7 protein-coding genes are annotated in these 7,352 nt (G+C 41.5%); 6 read left to right on the plus strand and 1 reads right to left on the minus strand.

Going from position 1 to position 7,352, the window contains the following annotated elements:
- Positions 1-850: 850 nt before the first annotated feature.
- A complete protein-coding gene (locus tag WC615_RS21775) occupies positions 851-1,135 on the plus strand; it encodes a hypothetical protein (RefSeq protein ID WP_372980155.1) in 285 nt (94 codons plus the stop codon).
- Positions 1,136-1,275: 140 nt separating this feature from the next.
- Here the strand turns inward: WC615_RS21775 and ispE are convergent, their stop codons facing one another.
- Positions 1,276-2,079: a 4-(cytidine 5'-diphospho)-2-C-methyl-D-erythritol kinase gene (gene ispE, locus WC615_RS21780; protein ID WP_372980156.1), complete on the minus strand. Its 804-nt coding sequence runs from the start codon at positions 2,077-2,079 to the stop codon at positions 1,276-1,278.
- Between the two features lie 181 nt (positions 2,080-2,260).
- Here ispE and WC615_RS21785 point away from each other — a divergent pair, with 181 nt between their 5' ends.
- The 5 genes from WC615_RS21785 to secDF all read left to right on the plus strand — a co-directional run.
- A complete protein-coding gene (locus WC615_RS21785; protein WP_372980157.1) occupies positions 2,261-3,082 on the plus strand; it encodes a thymidylate synthase in 822 nt (273 codons plus the stop codon).
- A gap of 118 nt (positions 3,083-3,200) precedes the next feature.
- Positions 3,201-3,527 (plus strand): four helix bundle protein, encoded by a 327-nt coding sequence (locus WC615_RS21790; protein ID WP_372980158.1) that lies wholly within the window; start codon positions 3,201-3,203, stop codon positions 3,525-3,527.
- A gap of 107 nt (positions 3,528-3,634) precedes the next feature.
- Positions 3,635-3,820: a hypothetical protein gene (locus tag WC615_RS21795; RefSeq protein ID WP_372980159.1), complete on the plus strand. Its 186-nt coding sequence runs from the start codon at positions 3,635-3,637 to the stop codon at positions 3,818-3,820.
- 66 nt (positions 3,821-3,886) lie between these two features.
- Positions 3,887-4,369: a dihydrofolate reductase gene (locus tag WC615_RS21800; protein WP_372980160.1), complete on the plus strand. Its 483-nt coding sequence runs from the start codon at positions 3,887-3,889 to the stop codon at positions 4,367-4,369.
- A gap of 115 nt (positions 4,370-4,484) precedes the next feature.
- Positions 4,485-7,352 (plus strand): protein translocase subunit SecDF (gene secDF, locus WC615_RS21805; RefSeq protein WP_372980161.1); only part of this gene is annotated, 2,868 nt, incomplete at its 3' end.

The following is a 7,352-nucleotide window of genomic DNA, read 5'->3' on the forward strand; positions in this document are numbered from 1 at the left end:
GCCGTAACAGGTAAATTAACCTCTTCATCTTTATAGTAATCTCTGTCAAATGTCGCCCGTTTCCCTGGGGGTAGGGGCAAAGTATGCCCTCAATTTTCAAGGCATTTTAAGCCCATATAAGCCATTATGATTTTCAGAGCAGTTATGGGTCGTCAAAATATTTACGGTCGAAACTGGGGCAAATTCAAAAATCAATTAGTGTACTGAATACTAAGTACGACTAAAGTTGTAAACATGCCATATATTCGCTTTAATTTCAAGTTTTAAACTAAGACTTGAAATTACATTAAAAATATATGAATTTGAAAATCAAGTATATATATAGGTTATAGAATGTAATAGTACAAATAAAAATCATCTTTTAAAATTCCAAATACTAATTATTTTAGCACTTGTTTTTATAACTCCTTAAAATAGCACTTATATGTCTATAAATGAGTTTATTACAATAGGTTAAATAAGGTAATAATTTATACAGGTAAATACGCCTAAAATTCAAAGCAATGTGTACCGAACTAAGGAAATAAGATTTTATCAAAATTGGCAGGAGTAGCAAACCCGCATACAGAATTGAATTTTCAGCAGGGAAAAAGCGCTTAAAATTAACGCTATCCAAATCACACCTTGCCATCGTGATGGCGAAAAGGCGGCAGAAAAATTTGTAACAGAAAAATATGAGTAGCAATTTTTGGCGATGAAACCTCCAACTTTTTTTGGGGAAAGGATTGACGCGGGAACCATCGCCCCGATCTGAATTTCGATCTCAAAAAATCGCAGATGGTAAAAACACCCATTTTTAAAAAAGATTTAAAAACCGCATATTGTAGAAACCAAACCAGGAGAAAATTTTATGAGTATCAAAAATATTATCGCGTTAGTAATTGTGGTGCTGCTTACCATCGTCATCATGCAAAATACCGACGAGGTGAAATTCACCATTTTGTTCAGCACTGTTTACATGTCGAAGGTTGCTGTGTTAACAGCTGTATCGGTAGCTGCCTTTATTCTGGGCGTGCTGGTTGGCAGGCCAAAAAATAAAAAATACAACATCAGCGAGCATTACGATGACCTGCACCAGGGCGAAGACAAAAATACACTAAGTGACGAAGACAGGGATTATATCAGTAGGGATTAGAGTGGCAAAAACCCAAAAAAAGACCGTAAAAAAACGCCCTTAACTATTCTTCAAACGCCCTCAAACGTTTTCAAACATCCTGGTTGGTTTTTAAAAGTATGGAAATGCCGGCTTTGGAAATTTGGCCGCTTCCTCTTTTTTCAGACGTTGTAAAAAACCTGGTTAAATTCTTCCATCGCTCCCAGGTTTGGCGTCTCCTCAAAAATGCCAAAAACCGATGCCCCACTCCCGCTCATACTCGCGTATATGGCACCATGCTCGTATAGTTCTGCTTTTACGCCACGTATAACGGGATGATCGCGGAAAATGTGCCCCTCAAAATCATTCTTAATCTGCCCTCTCCATGCCGTTAAGGGCATTTTTATCTGATCGTATAACGATTCACGAACCGGGGCCGGTTTTACGCCCCTATACGCCTCCGCGGTCGATACATGCTCATCTGGCATCACCAATACAATTTTATAAGCTGAGAGGTCAAGTTTGATATCTTCAAACTCATCTCCCTTTTCAAACGCGAACACCGGCCTGTTGCGGATAAAGAAAGCGCAATCGGCACCAAGCTGCCTGGCGTAGTCTTCCATCTGGTCGGCCGACAAGCCAAGCTCAAAATTCTGGTTCATCAGTTTGATGAAGAACGCTGCGTTTGAAGAGCCTCCGCCAAGCCCCGCACCTATCGGGATATTTTTGTGCAGATGAATTTTTACCGGCGGTACATCGTGATCTTTTTTGAGCAGACGGTACCCCCTGATGCAAAGGTTATCCTCAAGCCTGCCCGGGATCTCCAACCCCGATGATTCGAAGCTCAGTTTGTCTGCCTCGATCACCTCCAGTACGTCGTTAATTTTAATTGGATAAAAAACGGTTTCCAGGTCGTGGTAACCATCAGGGCGGCGGGCAATAATATTGAGGCCTATATTTATTTTTGCGTTCGAAAATTCTATCATCTGGAAATTGATTAACACCCGATGTATTTTTGCACATCAGTAGGATACCAAAAATAGATTATTTTTCTTTGTCTCCGACAAAGGTCATTGAGTCATTCGCTACGCTGTCATTGGGTCATTGGCCTGGTGTAAAAAAATGACTCAATGACTCAATGACAAATTAACCCACTAACAAAGTAAAATGAAACAGTACCTCGACCTGATGCAGCATGTGATGGAGAACGGAGCGCAAAAGCATGACCGCACCGGTACAGGCACCTTAAGCGTATTTGGTTACCAGATGCGCTTTAACCTGCAAGACGGCTTCCCGATGGTGACCACCAAGAAGCTGCACCTGAAATCAATCATCCACGAGTTGATCTGGTTTTTAACCGGCGATACCAACATTCAATATTTAAAAGATAACGGCGTTCGCATTTGGGACGAGTGGGCTGACGAGAACGGCAACCTTGGCCCGGTATACGGTTACCAGTGGCGCTGCTGGCCAAAACCCGATGGCGGCCACATTGACCAGATAACCCAGGTGGTAAACCAATTGAAGAACAATCCCGACTCACGTCGCATTATGGTATCGGCCTGGAACGTTGCCGATGTTAACCAGATGGCCCTGCCACCCTGCCATAGCCTGTTCCAGTTTTATGTGCAGCCGGCCGATGCTTCGAAGGGCGAAACACGCGGCAAACTATCCTGCCAGCTTTACCAGCGCAGTGCCGATATATTTTTGGGGGTGCCTTTCAACATTGCATCATACGCCCTGCTCACCATGATGATGGCCCAGGTATGCGATCTGGACTACGGCGATTTTATCCACACCTTTGGCGATGCCCATATCTACAACAACCACCTGGAGCAAGCCCGCCTGCAATTAAGCCGCGAGCCAAGGCCGTTGCCCACCATGAAGATCAACCCGGATGTAAAAGATATCTTCGATTTTAAGTTTGAAGATTTTACGTTGGAAAACTATGACCCGCATCCGCACATTAAGGGGGTAGTTGCGGTTTAGTCATTGGGTCATTGGGTCATTGGGTCATTGGGTCATTGGGTCATTGGGTCATTGGGTCATTAAATGAATTTGAAATTTCTAAAAGAGTTTGTTTCTTTATTACTTATCGATTTTTATAATGAGTAATAGAATAGAAGATTTAGAAATTTACACCTTAGCAGATAGTTTTTCGAACAAAATATGGTTCTTGGTTTTAGAATGGGATTACTTTGCTAAAGATACTGTTGGCAAACAAATTGCAAGATCGGCGGACTCTATCAGTGCTAACATTGCAGAAGGTTTTGGAAGATTTCATTATAAGGAAAATAAAAACTTGTGTTACTTTAGCAGAGGATCGTTAATTGAAACAAAGGGGTGGCTCAATAAATGCAGAGTGAGAAACCTGATTAGTGAGGATAAATACAACGAACTTTTAAAGGAATTAGAAACCATCACCACAAACTAAATATTTACATCAAATATATCGGGAAGAAAATAATTGAGCAACCAAGCAATGATTCATAAAACCGGTGCACTTTGTTATCTTAGGATTTGTTATAAACTGAAAAGGTGATGGATACTATTGAAATTAAAAAAGCAATTGCAAAAATACTTGATGAACTTCCGGAAGAAATCTTGCCTGATGTATTAGCGGAAATTACAAAAACCAAAGAAGCTGTCGCCCGTGCTCAACGTGGTAAATTTGTTAAAGAAATTATTAAAGAGGACTACGAATTACTAAAAAGACTTTCTGATTAAATTACCTGAGTTCAGTACATTGATTGAGCCAATCAATTACCAATGACTCAATGACCCAATGACTCAATGACAATAAGTATTATAGTAGCCATCGCCCAGAATTACGCCATAGGCAAAAACAACCAGTTACTTTGGCATATGCCGAATGATCTGAAACATTTTAAACAGATCACATCGGGCCGTACCATAATCATGGGGCGCAAAACGTATGAATCGGTTGGTAAGCCTTTGCCCAATCGCCGCAATATTGTGGTTACCCGGCAGGATATTGAGATCCCCGGCTGCGAGGTTGTAAAATCAATAGACGAGGGGCTGAGCCTTTGCGCACACGAGGATGAGGTATTTATTGGCGGCGGTGCCGAGATCTACCGGCAGGCGATGGATAAAACCGACCGCATCTACCTGACCATTATTCACAAGGATTTTGAGGCCGATACGTTTTTTCCCGAAATTGACTACCTGAAATGGGATGAAGCAAGCCGGGAATATAATGAGCCTGATGAGAAAAATCCGCTTCCCTACTCATTTATCACACTAAACCGGCTCTAACAAAAACACAGATTATTTTGTTTCAATTAAAAATTTCATGCTTGTGAAATTTTATTAGATTTGCCATCTTATTTAAAAAGCTTATAAACTAATTAATTACATATTTTAATTCGCGATGCAAGGTAAAGGGGTTATTAAATTTTTCGCCATTCTGCTGGCTGTGGTATGTTTATACCAGCTTTCATTTACGTGGGTGGCACACAAAGTTGAGAATGATGCCAAAGTGTATTCAAAGGGCGATTCTGAAAAGGAGAAAGCCTATCTCGATTCTGTTTCTACACTTCCGGTGTATCCGGTACTCAACCACACTTACCAGTATTGCCTTGACAGGGAACTTGCCCTGGGCCTGGACTTAAAGGGTGGTATGAACGTTACGATGCAAATTTCGTTACGTGAGCTGGTACAATCATTATCAAACAACAATGCCGATGTTGCATTTAACCAGGCGATGGTTAATGCACAAAAAAGAAGTGTAACCGAACAAAAGGATTACATCACACTTTTTGTTGATGAGTATGAGAAACTGGCCCCAAATGCCAAACTTGCTGCCATATTTGCCAATAGCAACAATCAGGACAAGTTAAAATACAATTCATCAAATGCCGACGTTGAGGCTTATCTGAAAGATCAGGCGTCTACCGCTGTACAACAATCATACACTGTACTGCATACCCGTATTGATCAGTTTGGTGTAACACAACCAAACATTCAGCTACAAAAAAGCACCAACCGTATTTTGATTGAATTACCGGGTGTTAAAGAGCCGGAGCGTGTTCGTAAACTTTTACAAGGTTCTGCAAAGCTTGAGTTTTATCAAACTTTTGATAATACCGAGGTTTACGGCTTACTAAACAACATTAACGGCTTGTTAGCCGCAAAAAATAAAGCTGCTGCACCTAAAAAAGACACATCGGTTAAAGCTGATGCCGCCAAAACGGGCGCAACAAATACTGCTGCTAATACTTCAAAAGATACTTCGGCGGCCGCAAAACAAGCGAGTTCATTATTAAACAAGCTTAAAAAAGCAACTACTGATGCAAAAGATTCTGCAGGCTTAAACAATAAAACGCAGATAGCCGCTCAAAACCCGCTATTCGCAATTTTATCGCCGGCCACTTACCAGGACCAGGCAGGCCAGCCGCAATTAAATCCAGGCCCAATTGTTGGCTATGCTGCCGTTAAGGATACTGCAAAAGTTAACAACTACCTGCACAGTGCCGACATCAAATCGGTTGTACCGCAAAACTTAAAATTCCTTTGGGGTGTAAAACCTATCAAAAACACAAAGGTATTTGAATTATATGCCATTAAACTTGCTGGTGCCGAAAACGGCCCGGTACTTTCTGGCGATGTTATTAATGATGCCCGTAACGATGTAGACCAATTAAAAGGTGGCTACGAAGTTACCATGTACATGAACCAGCAGGGTGCCCAGAAATGGAAAAACATTACTGCTGAAGCATCTGCAGGCGGCAACAAAAAAGCTATAGCCATTGTACTTGATGATAACGTTTACTCGGCCCCTAACGTTCAAAACGAAATTTCTGGTGGTGTATCATCAATATCAGGCGGTAACTTTACCCTTGAGGATACAAAAGATTTAGCCAACGTATTAAAAGCAGGCCGCTTACCGGCACCTGCCCGCATCATTGGCGAAGCTGTTGTTGGCCCGTCATTAGGCCAGGAAGCTATCAGCGCAGGTTTATTATCTTGCATATTGGGCTTAGTGGTTATCCTTATCTTCATGATTGCTTACTACAAACGTGCAGGTACTGTAGCTGTAATAGCAGTATTAATCAACGTATTCTTCCTGATGGGTGTGTTAGTAAGCATCCGTGCGGTACTAACCCTGCCGGGAATAGCTGGTATCATCCTGATATTAGGAGTTGCCGTAGATGCCAACGTATTGGTTTACGAGCGTGTACGTGAAGAGCTTGGCTTAGGTAAATCTATCCGCATTGCCGTTGCCGATGGTTTTAAACATGCTTTACCTTCTATCCTTGATGCCAACATCAGTACATTCTTAACAGGTGTTATCTTATTCTTGTTCGGTTCGGGCCCTATCCAGGGTTTTGCAACCACCTTGATGATCGGTATCGTAACTACCTTGTTCTGTTCACTATTAATTTCAAGGTTGATATTTGAATTTATGCTTGAAAAAGGCTGGGATATCACATTCTCTCGCCCATGGAGCTCTCATACCTTCAAAAATGCTAATTATGGCTTTGTTAAAAACCGTTTTAAATTTTATGCCTTCTCTGGTATATTCATTTTAGCAGGTTTAATATCAATGGCAACCCGCGGTTTTAATTACGGTGTTGACTTTGGTGGTGGCCACACTTACATTGTTAAATTTACAAAGCCGGTTACTACCGAGCAGATACATGATGCTATTGATGCAACGCTTGGCCGTGGTACCGAGGTTAAAACCTATGGTACTGATAACAAAATGAGCATCAATACCAACTACCTGATCAACGACAATGCACCTGATGCAGATGCAAGGGTACAGGAAGCTTTAATAAAAGCACTGGCCACTAACCCGGCTACTAAAATTGAAGCAAAACAGATAGAGGCTCACCAAAAAGTTGAGGCTACCATTGCAAACGAGGTTAAGGCTTCTGCAAAATGGACTATCATTTTGGCTATTATCGTGATCTCTGCTTACATATTAATCAGGTTCCGCAAATGGCAGTTCAGCCTTGGTGCGATGGTTGCTACCGCGCACGATTCATTGCTGGTGCTTTCGTTCTTCTCATTGTTTAAAGATATCCTTCCGTTCTCTTTAGATATCGACCAGGCATTTATCGCTGCGTTGCTTACCGTTATTGGTTACTCTATTAACGATACGGTAGTAGTGTTTGATCGTATCCGCGAGTTCCTTGAACTGCACCATGCTAAAACTGATGACCCTAAAGAGGTTATTAACCACGCAATTAACAATACGTTAAGCCGTACCATTATTACTGCATTTACTGTGGTA

The organism is Mucilaginibacter sp. (assembly GCF_041663085.1).
Lineage (GTDB): Bacteria > Bacteroidota > Bacteroidia > Sphingobacteriales > Sphingobacteriaceae > Mucilaginibacter.